At 63.1% G+C, this 17,142-nt stretch carries 18 protein-coding genes and 1 pseudogene; 7 read left to right on the top strand and 12 right to left on the bottom strand.

The window, feature by feature from the left end; genetic code table 11:
* Positions 1-126: 126 nt before the first annotated feature.
* The 5 genes from purF to ACK8CO_RS03495 all read left to right on the top strand — a co-directional run bounded on the left by purF (position 127) and on the right by ACK8CO_RS03495 (position 5,224).
* Positions 127-1,584, top strand: a complete 1,458-nt coding sequence (gene purF, locus ACK8CO_RS03475; protein WP_080617971.1) for an amidophosphoribosyltransferase — start codon at positions 127-129, stop codon at positions 1,582-1,584.
* Between the two features lie 84 nt (positions 1,585-1,668).
* The gene (locus ACK8CO_RS03480; RefSeq protein WP_080615774.1) at positions 1,669-2,331 is read left to right on the top strand and encodes an SDR family NAD(P)-dependent oxidoreductase; all 663 of its coding nucleotides are present in this window, start codon (positions 1,669-1,671) and stop codon (positions 2,329-2,331) included.
* 197 nt (positions 2,332-2,528) lie between these two features.
* Positions 2,529-3,314 (top strand): 5'/3'-nucleotidase SurE, encoded by a 786-nt coding sequence (gene surE, locus ACK8CO_RS03485; RefSeq protein ID WP_414898182.1) that lies wholly within the window; start codon positions 2,529-2,531, stop codon positions 3,312-3,314.
* Positions 3,311-3,958, top strand: coding sequence for a protein-L-isoaspartate(D-aspartate) O-methyltransferase (locus ACK8CO_RS03490; protein ID WP_080615772.1), 648 nt, complete (start codon positions 3,311-3,313; stop codon positions 3,956-3,958). The genes surE and ACK8CO_RS03490 overlap by 4 nt, the downstream gene beginning before the upstream one ends.
* Positions 3,959-4,027: 69 nt before the next feature.
* Positions 4,028-5,224: a peptidoglycan DD-metalloendopeptidase family protein gene (locus ACK8CO_RS03495; RefSeq protein ID WP_080615771.1), complete on the top strand. Its 1,197-nt coding sequence runs from the start codon at positions 4,028-4,030 to the stop codon at positions 5,222-5,224.
* A 117-nt stretch (positions 5,225-5,341) separates the two neighbouring features.
* On the opposite strand, the gene ACK8CO_RS03500 is transcribed toward ACK8CO_RS03495, so the two are convergent.
* From ACK8CO_RS03500 to tatA, 4 genes are read right to left on the bottom strand one after another with little or no spacing between them, the layout of a single operon-like run.
* Positions 5,342-6,217, bottom strand: coding sequence for an ATP-binding protein (locus tag ACK8CO_RS03500; protein WP_414898183.1), 876 nt, complete (start codon positions 6,215-6,217; stop codon positions 5,342-5,344).
* Complete coding sequence (gene tatC, locus ACK8CO_RS03505) at positions 6,214-7,107, bottom strand: twin-arginine translocase subunit TatC (protein ID WP_414898184.1); 894 nt, start codon at positions 7,105-7,107, stop codon at positions 6,214-6,216. The genes ACK8CO_RS03500 and tatC overlap by 4 nt, the downstream gene beginning before the upstream one ends.
* A complete protein-coding gene (gene tatB / locus ACK8CO_RS03510; RefSeq protein WP_080615768.1) occupies positions 7,104-7,580 on the bottom strand; it encodes a Sec-independent protein translocase protein TatB in 477 nt (158 codons plus the stop codon). Before tatB ends, tatC begins: the two co-directional genes overlap by 4 nt.
* 24 nt (positions 7,581-7,604) lie before the next feature.
* A complete protein-coding gene (gene tatA / locus ACK8CO_RS03515; protein ID WP_080615767.1) occupies positions 7,605-7,817 on the bottom strand; it encodes a twin-arginine translocase TatA/TatE family subunit in 213 nt (70 codons plus the stop codon).
* Between the two features lie 229 nt (positions 7,818-8,046).
* Between tatA and ACK8CO_RS03520 the strand changes: the two genes are divergently transcribed.
* Both ACK8CO_RS03520 and ACK8CO_RS03525 read left to right on the top strand, forming a co-directional pair.
* The gene (locus ACK8CO_RS03520) at positions 8,047-8,433 is read left to right on the top strand and encodes a rhodanese-like domain-containing protein (protein ID WP_080615766.1); all 387 of its coding nucleotides are present in this window, start codon (positions 8,047-8,049) and stop codon (positions 8,431-8,433) included.
* A 334-nt stretch (positions 8,434-8,767) separates the two neighbouring features.
* A complete protein-coding gene (locus tag ACK8CO_RS03525; RefSeq protein ID WP_414898185.1) occupies positions 8,768-9,562 on the top strand; it encodes a transposase in 795 nt (264 codons plus the stop codon).
* Here ACK8CO_RS03525 and ACK8CO_RS03530 read toward each other — a convergent pair.
* From ACK8CO_RS03530 to ACK8CO_RS03565, 8 genes and pseudogenes are all read right to left on the bottom strand, one after another.
* Positions 9,546-10,706: pseudogene (locus tag ACK8CO_RS03530) on the bottom strand (integrase core domain-containing protein). The gene ACK8CO_RS03525 and the pseudogene ACK8CO_RS03530 sit on opposite strands and share 17 nt — an antisense overlap.
* Before the next feature lie 167 nt (positions 10,707-10,873).
* On the bottom strand, positions 10,874-11,437 hold the full coding sequence (locus ACK8CO_RS03535; protein WP_080615764.1) for a chemotaxis protein CheD: 564 nt from the start codon (positions 11,435-11,437) through the stop codon (positions 10,874-10,876).
* Complete coding sequence (locus ACK8CO_RS03540) at positions 11,434-12,426, bottom strand: CheB methylesterase domain-containing protein (RefSeq protein ID WP_080615763.1); 993 nt, start codon at positions 12,424-12,426, stop codon at positions 11,434-11,436. The genes ACK8CO_RS03535 and ACK8CO_RS03540 overlap by 4 nt, the downstream gene beginning before the upstream one ends.
* Before the next feature lie 448 nt (positions 12,427-12,874).
* On the bottom strand, positions 12,875-13,201 hold the full coding sequence (locus ACK8CO_RS03545) for a hypothetical protein (RefSeq protein WP_414898186.1): 327 nt from the start codon (positions 13,199-13,201) through the stop codon (positions 12,875-12,877).
* A 38-nt stretch (positions 13,202-13,239) separates the two neighbouring features.
* Positions 13,240-13,626 carry a response regulator gene (locus ACK8CO_RS03550; protein WP_075787112.1) on the bottom strand — a complete coding sequence of 129 codons (387 nt, stop codon included), beginning with the start codon at positions 13,624-13,626 and terminating at the stop codon, positions 13,240-13,242.
* Between the two features lie 32 nt (positions 13,627-13,658).
* Positions 13,659-14,528 (bottom strand): CheR family methyltransferase, encoded by an 870-nt coding sequence (locus ACK8CO_RS03555; RefSeq protein ID WP_414898187.1) that lies wholly within the window; start codon positions 14,526-14,528, stop codon positions 13,659-13,661.
* Positions 14,525-14,992, bottom strand: a complete 468-nt coding sequence (locus ACK8CO_RS03560) for a chemotaxis protein CheW (RefSeq protein WP_080615760.1) — start codon at positions 14,990-14,992, stop codon at positions 14,525-14,527. Before ACK8CO_RS03560 ends, ACK8CO_RS03555 begins: the two co-directional genes overlap by 4 nt.
* Positions 14,967-17,141, bottom strand: a complete 2,175-nt coding sequence (locus tag ACK8CO_RS03565; RefSeq protein ID WP_414898188.1) for a chemotaxis protein CheA — start codon at positions 17,139-17,141, stop codon at positions 14,967-14,969. The genes ACK8CO_RS03560 and ACK8CO_RS03565 overlap by 26 nt, the downstream gene beginning before the upstream one ends.
* Position 17,142 lies beyond the last annotated feature (1 nt).

Raw genomic sequence — 17,142 nt, forward strand, 5'->3', positions numbered from 1 at the left:
TCGCGGGGCCGTGAAGCTTTATTCATGATCCTTTCGTGACACCGCGCGCCGGACCGACTAGAGAGAGCCCAACCTCACCAGACGGATTCGGAGCCCCCGCCCATGCGCCCGCATTCCACCCGCACCATGCCGCCCGCACATCCCTTCGACGATGACAAGCTCAAGGAGGAATGCGGCGTTTTCGGCGTGATCGGCCTGGCGGATGCCGCCAATTTCGTGGCGCTCGGCCTGCATGCGCTGCAGCATCGCGGCCAGGAGGCCGGCGGCATCGTCGCCTACGCGCCCCAAAGCGGGTTCCAGTCCGCGCACCGCTTCGGCTATGTCCGAGACAACTTCACCAAGGCCAGCCTGATGGAGACCCTGCCCGGGTCGCTGGCCATCGGCCATGTCCGCTATTCGACCGCAGGTTCGAAGGGCCAGACCGCGATCCGCGACGTGCAGCCCTTCTTCGGCGAATTCTCGATGGGCGGCGCCGCCATCGCCCATAACGGCAACATCACCAATGCCGAGGCGCTGCGCCGCGAACTGATCCAGCACGGCTCGATCTTCCAGAGTTCCTCCGACAGCGAATGCATCATCCACCTGATGGCGCGCTCGCTTCAGAAGACCATCCCCGAGCGGATGAAGGACGCGCTGCGCCGGGTCGAGGGCGCCTTCTCGGTGGTCGCCATGACCCGCACCAAGCTCATCGGCGTGCGCGACCCGCTGGGGGTGCGGCCGCTGGTGCTGGGCCGGATCGGCGAGGGCTGGGTTCTGAGCTCGGAAACCTGTGCGCTCGACATCATCGGCGCCGAATTCGTGCGCGAGGTCGCCCCGGGCGAAATGGTGCTGATCTCGCCCGAGAAGGGCGTCGAGAGCTTCCACCCGTTCGAACACCGCTCCTCGCGCTTCTGCATCTTCGAGCATGTCTATTTCTCGCGCCCCGACTCGATCCTGGGCGGCCGCTCGGTCTACGAGACCCGCCGCCAGATCGGGATCGAGCTGGCCCGCGAGGCGCCGGTCGAGGCCGATCTGGTCTGCCCGGTGCCCGACAGCGGCACCCCCGCCGCCATCGGTTTCAGCCATGAAAGCGGCATTCCCTACGGCATGGGGATCATCCGCAACCAGTATATGGGCCGCACCTTCATCGAACCGACCGAGCAGATCCGCAACATGGGGGTCCGGCTCAAGCTGAACGTCAATCGCGCCCTGATCGCTGGCAAGCGGATCGTCCTCGTCGATGACAGCGTGGTGCGCGGCACGACCAGCCGCAAGATCCGCGAGATGATCCTCGATGCGGGCGCGGCCGAGGTCCATTTCCGGATCGCGAGCCCGCCGACCGCCTGGCCCTGCTTCTACGGCGTCGACACGCCCCACCGCGACAAGCTTCTGGCCAGCCGCATGTCCGAGGACGAGATGTGCGACTATCTGGGCGTCGACAGCCTCCGGTTCATCTCGCTCGACGGGCTGTACCGGGCCGCGGGCGAGGCTGCCGGCCGAAACGACCGCTGCCCGCAATATTGCGATGCCTGCTTCTCGGGCGAATACCCGGTGGCGCCCAGCGACATGATCCAGAAGGGCTTCCAGACCAAGGCGGCCGAATAGCCGCCTGCGCCGGATTGTCGCCCGGCCGGTCCCGTCCGGGACCGGGATCTTGACGCCATCGCTCAGGTATTCCAAGGACCGTCCATGACAGACCAGAAACTTGCCCTTGTGACTGGCGCCTCGCGCGGATTCGGCGCGGCGGTGGCCGAAGAGCTGGCGCGCGCCGGCTATCATGTCGTCGCGGTCGGCCGCACCACCGGTGCGCTCGAGGAACTCGACGACCGGATCAAGGCCCTGGGCGGCAGCGCGACGCTGGCGCCCATGGACATCACCGAAACCGACGCGATGCGCACGCTGTGCCGGGGGATCTATGACCGCTGGGGTCATGTCGATCTCTGGGTCCATGCCGCGATCCAGTCGCCGCCCTTCAGCCCGGCCGAGCAGATCGACCTGCCGTTCTGGACCAAGGCGGTGAAGGCCGATGTCGAGGCGCTGGGCGTGCTTGTATCCTTCGTCGCGCCGCTTCTGCGCGCCGCCACGGGCGGCGGCAGCGCGGTCCTGATCGACGATCCGGCCGAAGGCCCCTTCCTGGGCGCCTATGCCGCCTGCAAGGCCGCACAGCGCGCGCTGTTCCAGGCTTGGGAGGCCGAGCAGGCCCGGCTTCAGGACGTGCATGTCCGTCGCTTCGTGCCCGCGCCGATGCCCACGAACCACCGCAACCGGCTTTATCCGGGTGAGAAGACCGACACGCTGGCACGCCCGGCCGACGAGGCGCGCCGTCTGGCCGCCGAGCTGGGGCTGGCCTGAGCCCCCGTCCCGGTTCCCGCGCCCCGCACCGCAAAGACCTTCCTGCCCCATGCCTGCCCCACCCCGGGGCGGGCACTCTTCGGGGCGGGGCGACGACATCCCCGTCCGGAAAGGTTTCCGGCCGCAGCCCCCGGCATCGCCTTTACGCCTCGGGCCCGCTCCACTATGGAAGGGAAATAAGGCAAGGTTGAGCAGATATGCGCATTCTCATCACGAATGACGACGGGATCAACGCGCCCGGGCTGGCGGTGCTCGAGGCCATTGCGGCCGAAGTGGCCGGTCCCACCGGCGAGGTCTGGGTCGTCGCCCCCGCTTTCGAGCAATCGGGCGTGGGTCACATGATTTCCTATACCCGCCCGATGATGATCGCCGAGCTGGGTCCGCGCCGGTTCGCCGCCGAGGGCTCGCCCGCCGATTGCGTGCTGGCCGGGCTTTACGACGTGATGACCGATGCCCGGCCCGATCTGGTGCTCTCGGGCGTCAACCGCGGCAACAACGCCGCCGAGAACGTGCTGTATTCCGGCACCATCGGCGGCGCGATGGAAGCCGCGCTGCAGGGCCTGCCCGCCATCGCGCTGTCGCAATATCTCGGCCCGCTGAATTTCGACGAAGACCTGCAATTCGAGGCCGCAGCCGCCCATGGCGCCGCCACGGTCAACGCTCTGCTTGACACCGCCCCCTGGGACAGCGCCGATTACCGGCTGTTCTACAACGTGAATTTCCCGCCCGTCCCGGCCGATCAGGTCAAGGGGCTGCGGGTGGGGCCGCAGGGCTACCGCCGCGATGCCTCCTTCGGGGTCGAGCCGCACCTGTCGCCCTCGGGCCGCAAGTTCCTCTGGATCCGGGGCGGCGCCCAGAACCTGCCCACCGCGGCCGGCTCGGATGCGGCGCTGAACCTCGATGGCTATATCGCGGTGACGCCGCTTCGGGCCGATCTGACCGCACATGACTGCATTGCCGATGTGAAGGCCCGACTGGGATGAACGACCACTCGACCGCAGAGCGCAAGATGCAGTTCCTGTTCGCGCTCAGGTCCGGCGGCGTGACCGACAGGCGTGTGCTGACCGCGATGGAGGAGATCGACCGCGGCCAGTTCGTTACCGGCCATTTCGCGCAGCACGCCTATGAGGACACGCCCCTGCCCATCGCCTGCGGCCAGACCATCAGCCAGCCCTCGGTGGTCGCGATCATGACCCAGGCGCTGGACCTGCAACCGCGCAACAAGGTGCTCGAGATCGGCACCGGCTCGGGCTATCAGGCGGCGGTGCTGTCGCGGCTCTCGCGCCGGGTCTATACGCTGGAACGCCATCGCAGGCTTGCCGCCGCGGCGCAGAAACGGTTCGAGGCGCTGGGGCTGACCAATGTCACCGCGATGGCCGCCGACGGCTCGCGCGGGCTGCCCGATCAGGCGCCCTTCGACCGCATTCTCGTGACCGCCGCCGCCGAGGACCCGCCGGGGCCCCTATTGGCGCAGTTGCGGGTTGGCGGTATCATGATCGTGCCGGTCGGTCAGTCCGACACGGTGCAGCGGCTGATCAAGGTCACCCGCGGCGAGAACGGCTTTGACTATGACGAGCTGAGGCAGGTCCGGTTCGTGCCCCTCCTCGAGGGGCTTGGCCAGGACTGAGGCCGAGGCAGGAAAAGAGAGAGGCGAGGGTCCGGCGAAACGGGCCCCGTACGCAGCGAGGATCGAGCGATGGACCCTATTTTCCCCGCCCGCCGGTTGCCGGCCCGGCTTCTGGCCCTTGGCCTGGGGATGACCCTGGTCGCCGGCTGCGAAAGCGGCTGGGACTATGATTTCCGCAATCTCGGCAACAACCCCTCACCGCCGCGGGTCGAGGCCGCCCCCCGGCCCGAGCCCGATCAGCGCGGCGTGATCTCCTACCCGAATTATCAGGTGGCAGTGGCGCGCAGTGGCGACCGGCTGACGGATGTGGCCGCCCGGGTCGGCCTGCCCGTCTCGGAACTCGCCGCCTATAACGGCATGAACGAGGATGTTCGGCTGAACAATGGCGAGATCATCGCCCTGCCCCGCCGGGTCGCCGAGCCCGGAGGCGCCATCGCCGCAGCCCCGCCCGGCAATGGCACCATCACCCCTGCAGGCCAGGTCGATATCGCGACGCTGGCGGGCAATGCGCTCGACCGGGCCGGAGGCACCGCCCCGGCGGCAAGCCAGCCCGCAGGGCAGGAACCGGTCCGGCACAAGGTGGCGCGGGGCGAGACCGCCTATTCGATTGCCCGGCTTTACAATGTCACGCCGCGCGCGCTGGCCGACTGGAACGGGCTCGGCCCCGACCTGACCGTGCGCGAGGGACAGTATCTGCTGATCCCGGTGGCGAGCGCACAGAGCCGCCAGAGCGGCCCGGCGACGGCAGCCGCCTCTGCCGCAGCGGCGACCAGCCAGACCACCGAAAGGCCCGGTCAGGGCTCGGCCGTCCCGACCCCGCCCTCGGCGGCCACGCCCCTGCCCAGGCCCGAGACCACGGCCAAGCCCGCCGTTCCGGCCTCGCCACAGATGGCCAAGGAACAGAGCGCCCCAGCAGCCCGCTTCGCGATGCCTGTCTCGGGCAGCATCATCCGCGGCTATCAGAAGGGCAAGAATGACGGGGTCGACATCTCGGCCAAGGCCGGCACGTCGGTCAAGGCGGCTGCCGACGGCACCGTCGCCGCGATCACCCGCGACACCGACCAGGTTCCGATCCTCGTCGTGCGCCATGCCGACAACATGCTGTCGGTCTATGCCAATATCGACGGAATCGCGGTGCAGAAGGGGGCCAAGGTCACCCGCGGCCAGACCTTGGCACAGGTCCGCTCCGGCAACCCCGCCTTCCTGCATTTCGAGCTTCGCAAGGGCTTCGAAAGCGTCGATCCGATGCCCTATCTGACACCGTAAGGCACCCCCGCTTGCGGGGGCGCCTTGCGGGCAAAAATCTTCGCCGAAGATTTTTCAACCGGCGCCTGCGGCGCCGGTATGGGTATTTAAGCCAAGAAGAAGCGGGGAATCGGGCGGTCAGATCCGGACACCGCGACGCGCCGCGAGATCGGTGAAGAACTGCCAGGCGACCCGGCCCGAACGCGCCCCGCGCGTGGCTTGCCATTCGATCGCCTCGGCGCGGAGGATTTCCGGATCGGTCGCGATCCCATAGGCCGCGCAATAGGCGCCGATCATCGCCAGATACTCGTCCTGGCTGCAGGGATGGAACCCGAGCCAGAGCCCGAACCGGTCCGAAAGCGACACCTTCTCTTCGGTCGCCTCGGAAGGGCTGATCGCGGTCGAACGTTCGTTCTCGATCATGTCGCGGGGCATCAGGTGGCGTCGGTTCGAGGTGGCGTAGAAGACCACATTCCTGGGCCGCCCCTCTACGCCGCCGTCCAGAACCGCCTTGAGCGACTTGTAATGCTGGTCGTCATGGCTGAAGGAAAGATCGTCGCAGAAGAGCACGAAGCGCTCGGTGGCTCCCCGCAGCAGCCCCAGCAGCCGCCCGACCGAGGGCAGATCCTCGCGTTGCACCTCGACCAGCTTGAGCGGATGCCCCTCGGCCGCCACCGCGGCATGGACCGCCTTGACAAGGCTCGACTTGCCCATGCCGCGCGCGCCCCAGAGAAGCGCGTTATTGGCGGGAAGGCCCCGGGCGAAATGGCGGGTATTCTCGAGCAGAGTGTCGCGCGAACGGTCGATCCCCTGCAGAAGCGTCAGATCGACCCGGTTGACCTCGGGAACCGGGCTCAGCCGGTCCGGCGCGACATGCCAGAGAAACGCCTCGGCTGCCGCGAAATCGGGGGCCGCAGCCGGCGCAGGATAACGCCGTTCCAGCGCCTCGGCGATGCGCCGCAGGCTGTCGGCCGCCTCAGGGCCGAAGGCGAGCTCTGTCGCTTGCGCCGTCATGGCCGGGGCTCTCCTTCGGGCCCGGCCGGCATCCCGTCCTCTGCCCCGTCCTCTGCCACGTCCTCATCCTCGTCGAACCACAGGCCTTGGGCGCGCAGCTCCTTTTCGCGCTTCTTCTCGCCGCGCCGAACCAGAAGGATCGAGATCTCGTAAAGCCCGTAGACCACCGTGAACAGGATCACCTGGGTGATCACGTCGGGGGGCGTGACGACCGCGGCGAGCACGAGGATGCCCACCACTGCATATTTCCGCACCGAGCCCAGGCCCGCCGCCGAGACCAGCTCGGCCTTGCCCATCAAGGTCAGGAGCACCGGCAACTGAAAGCAGAGCCCGAAGGCCAGGATGAACTTGATCGTCAGCGACAGATATTCCTGCACCGAGCCATGGAAGGTGATGCCCGCGGTTTCGGACTGACCGCCGCCCTCGGCGCCAAGCGAACCTGTCTGCTGGAAGCCCAGGAAGAAATCGAAGGCCAGGGGCGTGATGACGAAATAGGCGAAGGCGCCCCCAAGAATGAACATGAAGGGCGAGGCCAGCAGGAAGGGCAGGAAGGCGCGCTTCTCCGAGCGGTAAAGCCCCGGGGCAACGAAGCGCCAGAGCTGGAAGGCAATGAAGGGAAAGGCCAGTGCGAAGCCGCCGACCAGCGAAATCTGGATCGCGACGAAGAAGCCTTCCTGCAGCTTGATCAGATAGAGCCCGCATTCCTGCCCGCGCTCGGCCAGGGCCGAGCAGATCGGATGGGTCAGGAAATTGAAGAGCGGGTTCCAGACCGTGAAACAGGCCACCATCGCCGCGACGAAGGCCGCCAGCGCATAGATCAGGCGCGAGCGCAGTTCGGCCAGATGCTCGATCAGCGGCGCGGAGGTATCGTCAATGTCATCGCTGGTCATGCATCGCTCGTCTTGTCGGGCGTCTGGGCGGGCATCTGGCCGGAGCTGTCTTCCGGCGCCGGAGTCTCACCCTCGGCGGCCTCTGGCGCGGCACGGTTTGCCGCCCCCGTTTCGGCCATGGCCCTGCGGATCTTCTCGGCCTTGGCCGCCCGCGCATCGGTCGTGTGGCTGGCGCCTTCGCCGGGCTTGGGCAGCTTCGGCTCCCATTTCTCGAACCGGTCGGCAGCCTCGTTCAACCGGTCGAGCCCGAGCTTGCGCGGATTGGCGATGTCCTTGAGATCGTCGACGGTCTCGCGAACCCCGGACTGATCGGCGGCATCATCCATCGCGCGCTGAAACTCGCGGGCCATGTTGCGCGCCTTGGCGGTGAACCGCCCCAGAGTGCGAAACATACCGGGCAGGTCCTTCGGACCCACGACGACCAGCGCCACGACGCCGATCAGCAGAAGTTCGGTCCAGCCGATATCGAACATGGGATCAGGCTCGCAACCGGCGGATTACGCCTTGTCCTTGTCGGTCTCGGGGGTCACGTCGCGGGCGGTGTCGAGGCTTTTCTGGGCCTCTTCGGTCTCTTCCTTCACGCCCTTCTTGAAGGCCGTTATGCCCTTTCCGACTTCGCCCATCAGCGACGAGATCTTGCCGCGCCCGAACAGCACGAGCACGACAACGGCGATCAGCAGAAGGCCCGGCAGGCCGATATTGTTCAGCATGGTCTTCTCCCTCGGGGACGCGACCGGCCCCCTTGCGACACAGGTGACACACATCTATTGAGTCTTGCCGCCGGTTCAAAGACCCATTCTCCCCGCGCAGCGCGATTATTTGCCCCTGCCCCGCAGGGCCCGCCCGCGACGCGGCCCCTTGCAGGCGAGGGCGAAATCCTTTCACTTTCCTGTCGCGGGACAGACAGGCCCGCGACAGAGAACAGATGGAGAGAGCCGGATGCATAGCGAGGACGTGAAGGGCAAGGTGCTGGAACACTGGAATTGCGACGACCTCGAGGCGGCGATGGCGGCCGGCGAGGTGGTGACGATCGACGTGAGGACACCGCAGGAATACCTGTTCGAGCATATCCGCGGGACATTACTGCTGCCGCTGGCGGGGTTCGATCCGGCCTTCCTGCCGGAGGGCGGCGACAAGCGTCTGGTGTTTCACTGCGGATCGGGCGTGCGCTCGCGCAAGGTTGCCGAGGCCTGGCTGGCGGCAGGTCATGACCGGGTGGCCCATCTCGAAGGCGGCTTTGCCGCCTGGAAGGCCGCGCTCAAGCCCTATACCGGCACCGATATGGCCTCGGGCGCACCGATCCGGGTCAATGCCGCGACCGACTGAACCGCCCGACCGCGACCGGGCGGCCCAAAGCCGCCCGCAATCCCGTCAGTCGATCCGAGGCCCTTGTCAGTGGCTTGCCCTCGGCAGATTGCCGTTCGGCCCTCGCCATTTGGCTCGCCCCGCCTTGCATAGGCCAGTTTGAAGCCCGGGTGAGCTTGTCCCCCGATCCCGGACTGGGGTGATGTTCACTATGCGGCCATCCTTGCCTGTTCGGGCGTGCGGGAACCGATGCTCGAATGGCGGCGCCGGCGGTTGTAGAGAATCGGATGCCTCGGGAAATCCTGGATGCGCGCGGGCTCTCGTGATTCACTGATCTCGCAGCTGTGAGTTGAGCATGGCCAAGCAGGCAGGGGTCTGGAGTGTCGATGAGCGGTTGGCCGAGATTTCGGCGGGTGGCGATCCGCTCGAGACATTGAATGCCACCGTGGATTTCGAACGCTTCCGCCCGATCCTCGAGCGTGCTGGCGGCAAGCCGCGCAGCGTCAAAGGGGGCAGGCCCGCGCTGGATGTCGTGCTGAAGTTCCGGATGCTGGTTCTGCAGAGCCTTCACGGCCTGAGCATCGAGGCGACGGAGCGCATGGTGCGCGACAGGTTGAGCTGGATGCGGTTCTGTGGCCTCGGGATCGCGGATACGGTGCCGGATGCGAACACGCTTTGGGACTTCAGGGAGGCGCTGATCCGGTCGGAGGCGCTGGAGGCGCTGTTTCAGGAACTGGACCGCACGATCAATCAGGCCGGGTTCATCCCGCGTGCGGGTCAGATCATCGATGCGAGCCTGGTTGCCGCGCCGCGCCAGCGCAATTCGGATGGCGAAAAGGCTGCCATCAAGGCCGGCCGAACCGCGCAGGAGATCTGGCCCGACAAGCCGGCAAAGGCCGCCCAGAAAGACACGACTGCGCGTTGGACGGTCAAATATACAAAGGCGAAAGCCCGCGCGGATGGCAGCAAGCCAGTGGACCTCGCCACCCCGACCTTCGGCTACAAGACCCATATCTCGATCGACCGGCAGCACGGGATCATCCGTCGCCAGATCATCACCGATGCTGCGCAGCATGACGGGGCGCGCCTGCGCGAGGGGTTGGTGCAGAAGGCCAATACCGGGCGCTGTACACTTAACCTTCTTGGCTAACGAATGACATTACGGTTTCGATGGGACGTCGCCCCATGTTTCGGTAACCCAGATGCGGGCGCTCGGTGTTGTAGTGGACGAGCCAGGCGTTGAGATCTGCCTGGAGGGCCTCGACAGTCTCGTAGAAGGTCTCGCGCATCTTCACGCGGAAGAACTCCTCCAGCACCGTGCCATTGAACCGCTCGACGAAGCCGTTGGTCTTCGGCGTGCGGACCTTGGTGCGGCGATGCTCTATTGCGTTGAGGTCGAGATAGAGCTCGTAGGGGTGACGCTCGGTGCCGCAGAATTCGCGGCCGCTCGCCATTGGGCTCGAACCAATGGCGCCTTCAATGGCTCGCTCGGTCAGCACCGCTTTCACCGGCAGGTCCAGGGCGCGGTAGAAGGGCAGGACGTCGTTGTGCAGGACCGCGACCGCCGCCTCGGGCTGCTTGGAAACGTGCAGGAAGCCGAAGGCGTAGCTGCCGAAGGTGTCGACGACCGCGTGCAGATAGACCTTGCCGATCCCCTTCAGCATGCCGACGAAGAACGTGTCGGCCGAGAGCAGCTCGCCGGGAGTGCCTGATTCCACGTGTCGTTCCCGGAAGCACGGGTTCTGCTTCTCGAGGAAGGCGGCCTGTTCGGCAGTGATCTCGATGGTCTGGCCCGCATGGGCGTCCTCGAGCGCCAGCCAGCGGTCGTAGCGCGTGCCCAGGCCGTCGCCAGCGGGCTCGAACCGGTGGCGCCACGCTGGCGATCGTTCAGGATCTTCTGGATGGTGATCGAGGAGACCCGCACGCCCTCGAGCGCCAGCATCGCCTCGAAGCGGTTGCAGCCATAGGCCGGATGTTCGAGCGCCAGCGCCTTGATCCGCTCGACCGTCTCGGGCGGGGTCGTTTGAGGGTGGGTCTTGTGGATCGGCGGCAGGTCCTTGAGCCCCTCGAAGCCCGTTCTCGGGCTTACGCGGCGCCACCGGCGCCACGGTCCCTCAAACCCAAAACCGACGTTTCCACTCGTAGAAGCTGGTGCGGTCCATGCCGCGCTGGCGACAGGCCTCGGCCACGTTGCCGAGTTCTTTCGCCAGTTCCAGAACGCTCATGCGGGTTTGCGCGATCTTGGTCTTCGCGTCACGAGCCTTGGGTTTCGTGGCTTTCGGTGTTCCATCCATGGCGGGGTCCTCCGTTCCCAAAATAGCATGGGAAGAAGGTTAAGTGGACACTTTGAACCCGGCGGTGAGGTGACGGCGGGGGTGTCTGCTCATGTGGGATCCCTTTCTCTGCGAGTACGAGAACTCCCGGTCCGGGATCCGCGGGCAAGCTCAGAACACCTAGGCTTCTAGAACAGAGTAATGTCAGTAGCGGTCTTTACTTTTGGCACCGTAATTCGTTTCTCGGTAGGTGCTTCCGTGGGGGGGAGGAGTACCAATCGGGCAGCTCCGGTCACCGGCCTGAAATGAAGGCGCCGGGCCTGCATGCCACCTAGACTCTCAGACAAGACTTCGAATCCCTCACGTCTAATGTAAGAGCGAGCGAAATCGACATTTCTGGCGCCGATATCCCTGAAAGCAGAACTGACACGCGCTCCGCCGAAGAGCTTCACCTTCATATCGGATCGCCGTGCACCAGCTTTGAGCAACTCATTGATAAGAAGCTCCATGGCCATAGCACCGTATTTTAGTTCAGTCGAACCTGTTTCTGCATCGCCGGGAAGAAGAAAGTGATTCATTCCTCCTAGTCCGACACGCGAATCAAAAATGCACGCTGCGACACAGGACCCAAGAACGGTAGAGAGCACGATATCAGGATCGCGTGAAACATGATATTCACCCTGCACCACTGAATGTACACGCGATGGCCAGGTGTCTTTGTCAGCTGTCCGATTTGGCGGTTGCGGTGTCATGCAGCGCTCCTTCGGCTACAGTTTTCAAGAACCGCCCGACCGATGGAATCCAGCGGCAGCCTGTTTCGAACGCCACCGAGCTCATAAGCCGCCCGAGGCATTCCGTAGACCAGCGATGTCTTTTCGTCCTGTCCGATCGTATGCGCACCTGCGCGGTGGAGCGCCAGCATGCCTTCTGCCCCATCACGCCCCATTCCCGTAAGAATGGCCGCGCAAACCCTCGACGCAACCGGAACCGCCGACATAAACAGAGCGTCGACCGACGGACGGTGACCGGATTGAAGCGGCCCTTCCCTGAGGCGGCAACGAAGAGCACCTGACGCCCCGACTTCGAGATGATGCGCCTTTCCCGGAGCAAGCAGAACGCGCCCCGGGACTAACGGCTCCTGGTCCTGAGCCTCCTCGACAGTCGCGGCGGTGTTGCGGTCAAGAAGGCGCGCAAGACCTGCACTGAAGGACTCGCTCGTATGCTGAACAATCAATGTCGGCGGGCAATTCGAAGGAAAATTCTCAAGAACCTTGACCAATGCATCAACTCCGCCAGTCGACGCGCCCAGAAGAATAAGACGCCCGTGTTGAAACGCCATTTCGGCATCGGACGACCGTATTGAAGCATCATGCGAAGTACGGCCCAAATGGACACGCAGCAAGCACTGCCGCAAATCTTCCACAGATGCGCCGTTATGCGTTACGGCTACTCCCTCGCGGATCAGAGAAGCCGGCAGGCGTGCCATGCCAGCCGCCGTTTCGCTCACGATAACGCAGCGAATTCCAAGCGCCTTAAACAGCATAAGAAGCACCTCGAACTCTGCAAGCCGCGCTAACGCTTCTGCAACAATCACTGCCTGCGGTGGACGACTTTCTGCAACATGATAGGTCTCGCTCAGATTTGAGACGCACGCACCCAACGAAACTGCCCGCATCTGCTCGACAGCGGCCGCGAGCCGGTCTCTTGTCTCTGTCCGTTCGTCTGCGATCATTACACGCATAGCCCCATCCTTGCCTCACTCCCCTAGAGTTTGATCCGGTACCAAATTGAGGCCCGACGGTGGCTTTCAGCCTTACCGTGACAATATCGCACGATATTGTCCCTACGGCATCGCCGATAAGCCGAAGCCCCTCAAAGGAAAAGCTGCATTCCTTGCTCGCATGCAGACCACTGGTATCCGCATAAGAAAACCACGATCTTCTTCATACATGATAAAAGCTCATCACTGCTACCTTTCGCCCTCTTTTCGTCACCTCTCGACTTGAACAACAGAAAAGAAAAAACTGAACGCCAAATAGGCAATGCTGACATTAAAGCCCACCACCCCGCGACTATCTTGAAAAGATACAAAAATCAAATCCAGATCAACGCAAAAAATTCCGATTGTCTCGACATGGGATTTAAAATCTGCACGCCCATCCTTTCTTGAGACGAACGACATACAAGCGCTAGAAGACGTCGATTTCTCCACCGGAATGAGGTGAGTCGCGAGTTTCCGCACCCCCCATAACCGTACGCAGTTGATCAAGACGCAGCCGGTCGATAATACTTTCCGGAACACGCGTTTCCTCAGGCATAAGCTTTGCGAGGTCCTGACTAAAGGGCGCCATATCCTCCAAAATCTGAATGACCAGGTCTACGAGTTGCAATTCGCTTGCTCCTCTCTGGCGAACCGACTGGGCGACCTGTCGTTCCAGGACTGCTTTCTCATAGCGTCGCAGAAGTTCTGCTGCATGCAGAAGTTCATGGCCGAACACGTCCATAATCTCAGGCAAACGAGGACCCTCGGAGACAAGCTGAAGATCGTGACGTGTCACAGCCTTCCCACCACGGCTTCGATTGCCTTTTTCATAGTCGCTGTAGTGAAAGGTTTGCGCACCATATTATTTAACCCAAGTTGCTGCCCCTTTTGAATAAGCTCCGGTGTCGGTGTCCCCGTAACAAGAATATATCCGATACGTTGGGTGGAACGATTACGCCGCAACCCTTCGAGCAACTGCAAACCATCCATTCCGGGCATATTGTAATCGGCCAGCACAAGATGAACTGGATCGGCGGCAAGTCTGGACAACGCAGCGCGGCCACTTGCTTCGGTAGCCACGTGGAAAATGCCAAGCTCCTCCAATGCCTGGGTCACAAGCCCGCGACTGACGGTCATGTCGTCGACGACCATGATCCTAAGACTGTCCTTGAGAGACATGGATAGTGTCCTTTCCTTTTGCCGCTTTCAAGTCACGAAGCGGAACGTTTTCTGTAGGCCGTCACACCGGCGACCTCGACCAACGCGGTGGCTGGTCCGGATACGCGCTCGGAGTGACCGATGAACAGCATCCCGCCTGGAACGAGTTGCTCTGCGAGACGGCGCCAAAGAATCTGTTGGGTTTGACCGTCAAAGTAGATCGCCATATTCCGACACATGATCACATCAAATAGGCCGGACATCGGCCATGGACCATTGATGTTCAATTTCCTGAACGAAACAAGAGAACGAACATCCGAGCGCACTCGAAACTCCCGACTCTTTCCACCAGCTTTCTCGAACACCTGACCAGCCCAGGGACCTGAGGGGATTTTAGCTTCCTCATCGCTATAAACCGCGACCTCGGCTCGGCGCAGGACAAAAGGATCGATGTCTGTCGCAAGGATTCGAATATTCAGCTTTGGCGCCTCAGGACACAGGAGAACAACGCTTCCGGCCAAGGAATAGGGTTCCGGACCGGATGAGCAACCGGCCGACCAGAGACGGACTCTTCCCCCTGATCGCGCACGCTCGACAAGCTTTGGCAAGACATCGGCCTGCAGCTGCTCGAAGTGATGTTTCTCCCGGTAGAAATTCGTTACATTCGTCGTCAGAGCTGAAATGAAGTGTTCGCTTTCGGTTTCGATATTAGCCTTAAGATACTTATCATACTCAGCGAACCCCTTGAGATTAAGAGAGGCGATCCTCTTCCCAAGACGGGAATGTATCATGGCCTTTTTTGACGGTTCCAGATGCAAACCATATTCCGATTTCGCAAATACCGCTATACGCTGAAAGTCGCTCTCCTCGAAAACGATATCGGAGCTTCGTCGCGGGGTCATTGAAGGCGTGGGAGCGTTCATGCAGCATCCGTCAGGCCACGAGGCACCAGAATCTCCGGAGCCAGAATACGAGACATTCCTTCCTCGATCGAGATCAGGCCCAGAATGCTATTCGGAATATCGCCGCCGCCCATGGTCGGCGCTTCGCAGATCTGGCTGCCGTCAACTGTCAGGATCTCGGAAACCGAGTCGACCAGAAGACCGATCGTCTTCGAGCCGATAGCGACAACAATGATTACATGGCGCGGCGACGCCTCACATTCTCCGAGACCGAGGCGTGCGGCAAGGTCTATGATCGGAATAACCGCACCGCGCAAGTTCATCACCCCGAGCACCGCATCTTCAGCATGAGGAAGTGCTGTGACCGGCGTCCACCTCCGGATTTCGCGAATTTGCGTAATCTCGATGCAGAAACTCTGTCCTGCGGCCTTCAGAGTGACGAATTCCAGGAGGTCGTCATCACCCCATTGTTGCGGTCTGGGCATAGTCCATCTCCTCTCTGGAGGCCATGTCCCGGCCAAAGTGACCGGCCAGGGACAGGATGGCGTCAGTATCGATGATTAGGGCGATGCGGCCATCGCCCAGAATGGTGGCGGCCGAAATTCCTTCGATCGCTCCGTAATTGCCTTCGAGACTCTTGATCACGACCTGACGTTGATCGGAGATGTCATCGACGGCGAGCGCGACCAAACCGGATTGCTCGGAGCGGATCAAGATCAGGATATTGTCCGAGGTGATCTCAGCATCGGTCGGGAAACCCAGAAGTTTGGCCAGGTTCACGATCGGAACATAAGTGCCGCGGATCGACAGCAGTCGTCCGTCCCGCCCAAAAGGCAGAATGTCCTTGGGCTTGGGACGGATCGTTTCGACCACGCTCGAAAGCGGCGCCACCAACGTTTCACCGGCCGCATGGATGACCATTCCGTCCATCACAGCGAGGGTCAGCGGCAGGGCGATCGAGAATTTCGTGCCCAACCCCGGACGGCTGCTGATCGAGATGCGACCGCCAAGCGAGGCGATCGCGGTCTTCACCACATCCATTCCGACACCGCGCCCCGACAGGTTGGTGACCTTCTCTGCCGTCGAAAACCCGGCCATGAAAAGCAGGTTATCGATCTCGGCATCGGTCATCTTGGCATCTGGCGCAACCAGGCCCTGACTGACCGCCTTTTCGAGGACGCGCTTGCGATTGAGCCCGGCACCGTCATCGGAGATCTCGATCAGCACATCGCCAGAACTATGCGCCGCCGAGAGCTTGATCGTACCCTGCGCCGGCTTTCCCGCAGCCATGCGTTTCTCGGGGCTCTCGATGCCATGGTCCACCGCGTTGCGGATCATGTGCGTCAACGGTTCGGCCAGACGTTCGACCAGGGTTTTGTCGACTTCGGTCGACTCGCCTTCGGAGACCAGCGCGACGTCCTTGCCCAGGCCATAGGCCGCCTCGCGCACGATACGCTGCATCCGCTGGAACAAGGGCTTCACCGGTTGGGCCCGGATCGCCATCACCCCTTCCTGAAGTTCGCGCGCAAGATACTGGTAGTCGTCGAGATCGCTCATGATATCCGAATTGGACGCCATCCCGGAGGCCAGGAGCTTCTGCGTGATCACGGCCTGGTTGATGATGAGCTCGCCCACGGTGTTGATCAGCCGGTCGACCCGTTCCGGGTCGACGCGAAGAGTCGTCTGGGGCACCGACGCCGCGGGCTTTGCCGCTTTGGATTTCTCGGCCGCAGCCGGCTCGGACGTCACAGACGCCGCGTTGGCCGGTTCTGCCGCAGCTTCTTCAGCTGCGACCTGCGGAAGGGAAGGGTTTTCAGGCGCGCCGACGCTCATTGGACTTTCCTCGGCTTGAGCCCCGGGAAGCTCGTCCCCCAAAGCGGCCGATCCGCCGGAAACCTGCTCGATGTCGCAAATATCGTCGAGGAAGACGAAGGCGTCGCGGATGCTGGCCTCGGTCATCGTTCCGGTAAGCGTCAGCTCCCAGCACAGATAGCAACGATCCGGATCGAACGCGTCGGCGTCAGGCAGGGCCGAGGCATCGCAGGAGACTTCGAGCTGACCCAGTGCGACCAGTTCGGAGAAGAGAAGTAAAGGATCATGGCCATTGCGGAAGAGCTCGGCAATCGCGGGGACGCGGATCTTGTAGACGTCCTCGGGCTCCTCCTCGGGGCCGTCGAAGGACATCGGCATGAAGGCGACAGGCGCGAACTCGAACGCCTCGTCGGGTTCGGGCCCCGAGGAACCGTCTTCCTCCGACCCCGAAAGCCCCACAAGGCTTTCGATAAGCTCGGCCATCTGCGGCGGTTCCTCGTCGCTTTCGGCCTGTGCCAGCTCGACCAGCTCGGCCAGCATGTCGCCCGAGCGCAGGATGACCTGCAAGGCGTCCGGATCGAGGACCAGCGCCCCGGAGCGCAAGCGGTCGAGAACCGTTTCGAGGCGGTGTGCGAACTTGACCAGCGTGTCGAGAGCGAAAGCCCCCGCCGCGCCCTTGATCGAATGGACCGCCCGGAAGATGGCGTGAACCGTCTCTTCGGAGGCGGTTCCGGCCTCCAGCTCGCCGGTGCCTTCCGAAAGCTGGTCCAGAAGATCTTCGCACTCGGCGAAGAATGTGGCCTTGAGATCGTCGCGGGACATG

Source organism: Rhodovulum sp. HP10 (genome assembly GCF_047553435.1).
Lineage (GTDB): Bacteria > Pseudomonadota > Alphaproteobacteria > Rhodobacterales > Rhodobacteraceae > Rhodovulum.